1 protein-coding gene is annotated in these 1262 nt (G+C 63.7%); it reads left to right on the plus strand.

What is annotated here, in order from left to right; genetic code table 11:
• Window positions 1–468 precede the first annotated feature (468 nt).
• On the plus strand, window positions 469–1260 hold the full coding sequence (locus AB7O82_RS29920) for an enoyl-CoA hydratase-related protein (RefSeq protein ID WP_428549300.1): 792 nt from the start codon (window positions 469–471) through the stop codon (window positions 1258–1260).
• Window positions 1261–1262 lie beyond the last annotated feature (2 nt).

The raw sequence follows: 1262 nt of genomic DNA on the forward strand, positions 1-1262 counted from the left end.
CCGTGAAGTTCAGCAGCCAGTTTACGCCGCCTTCCGCACCGATATAGACGCCCGGCGCCGGAGACTGTGCCTGGGCCGCGACCGGCAGAACCATCAATGCGGCGGCAGCCACCAAAGCCTTCTTCATGGGTATATCCCCTCGAATAACTGAACTCACGAGCGCGGGCGGCGTTTGAGCTTCGCCAACACTGAGGGCTATATACACACCACCCTTTGTGCACTTCAACAAATCGGGCCGACACATGGCAACTCGGTGAAGTCGTGTGGCCCATCGGCAACAGTGCGCATTCTGTGTGAACTTCAGAGCAGAATTGTTGCGACAGCAGCCCACAACATGTAGTGGCCTCGACCCTATCATGACACGCTGCCAGACGCCGTTTCGCAGGTGCTGGCCACGTCGCTGAGCCCCGTTTTGTCGGCCACCCAATTCGGCTAAATCGTCGTTCACAAAACCACTAGGGGATGCGCATGGGCCAGTACAGCAAGGTCGAGATCGACGGTCGCCTGATGATCGTCACCATCAATCGCCCGGAGGTCCGCAACGCGTGCCATCCCATGGCCAACGAGGAGCTGGTTGCCGCCTTCGACGAGTTCCACACCAATCCCGACCTCTGGGTCGCCATCATCACCGGTGCCGGCAGCGAGGCATTCTGCGCCGGCAACGACCTGAAATATCACGCCGAGCTGCAGGCAAAGACGGGCAAGCGCCCGGTCCATCCGGCAAAAGGCTTCGGCGGGCTGACCAACCGCTATGACCTCGACAAGCCGGTCATCGCAGCGGTCAACGGCGTGGCCATGGGCGGCGGCTTCGAGATCGCGCTCGCCTGCGACATCATCATCGCCTCCGACAATGCCCGCTTCGCGCTGCCCGAGCCCCGGGTCGGGCTGGCGGCGGGCGCCGGCGGCATGCAGCGTCTCTCGCGCATGATCCCGCTCAAGAAGGCGATGGGCATGATGCTCACGGGCCGCCACGTGCCGGCCAAGGAAGGCTACGAGCTGGGCTTCGTCACCGCCGTGGTGCCCCAGGCCGATCTCATGAAGGAGGCGCGGCGCTGGGCCGACGAGATCCTCGCCTGCTCGCCGATGTCGGTGCGCGCCACCAAGCAGGTGGTCATGCGCTCGCTCGATGTCCCGGCCCTCGAGGTGGCGACACACAATCTGCACTACCCGGCCTTCGTCGCCATGACGCGCAGCGAGGACACCGTCGAAGGACCGAAGGCCTTCGCCGAAAAGCGCAAGCCCAACTGGAAGGGGCGTTAGGC

It is taken from the genome of Reyranella sp. (assembly GCF_050185545.1).
Taxonomy (GTDB): domain Bacteria; phylum Pseudomonadota; class Alphaproteobacteria; order Reyranellales; family Reyranellaceae; genus Reyranella.

Excerpts from the sequence above, each read along its gene's own strand:
- AB7O82_RS29920 (WP_428549300.1), top strand. The coding sequence starts at position 469 with ATGGGCCAGTACAGCAAGGTCGAGATCGACGGTCGCCTGATGATCGTC.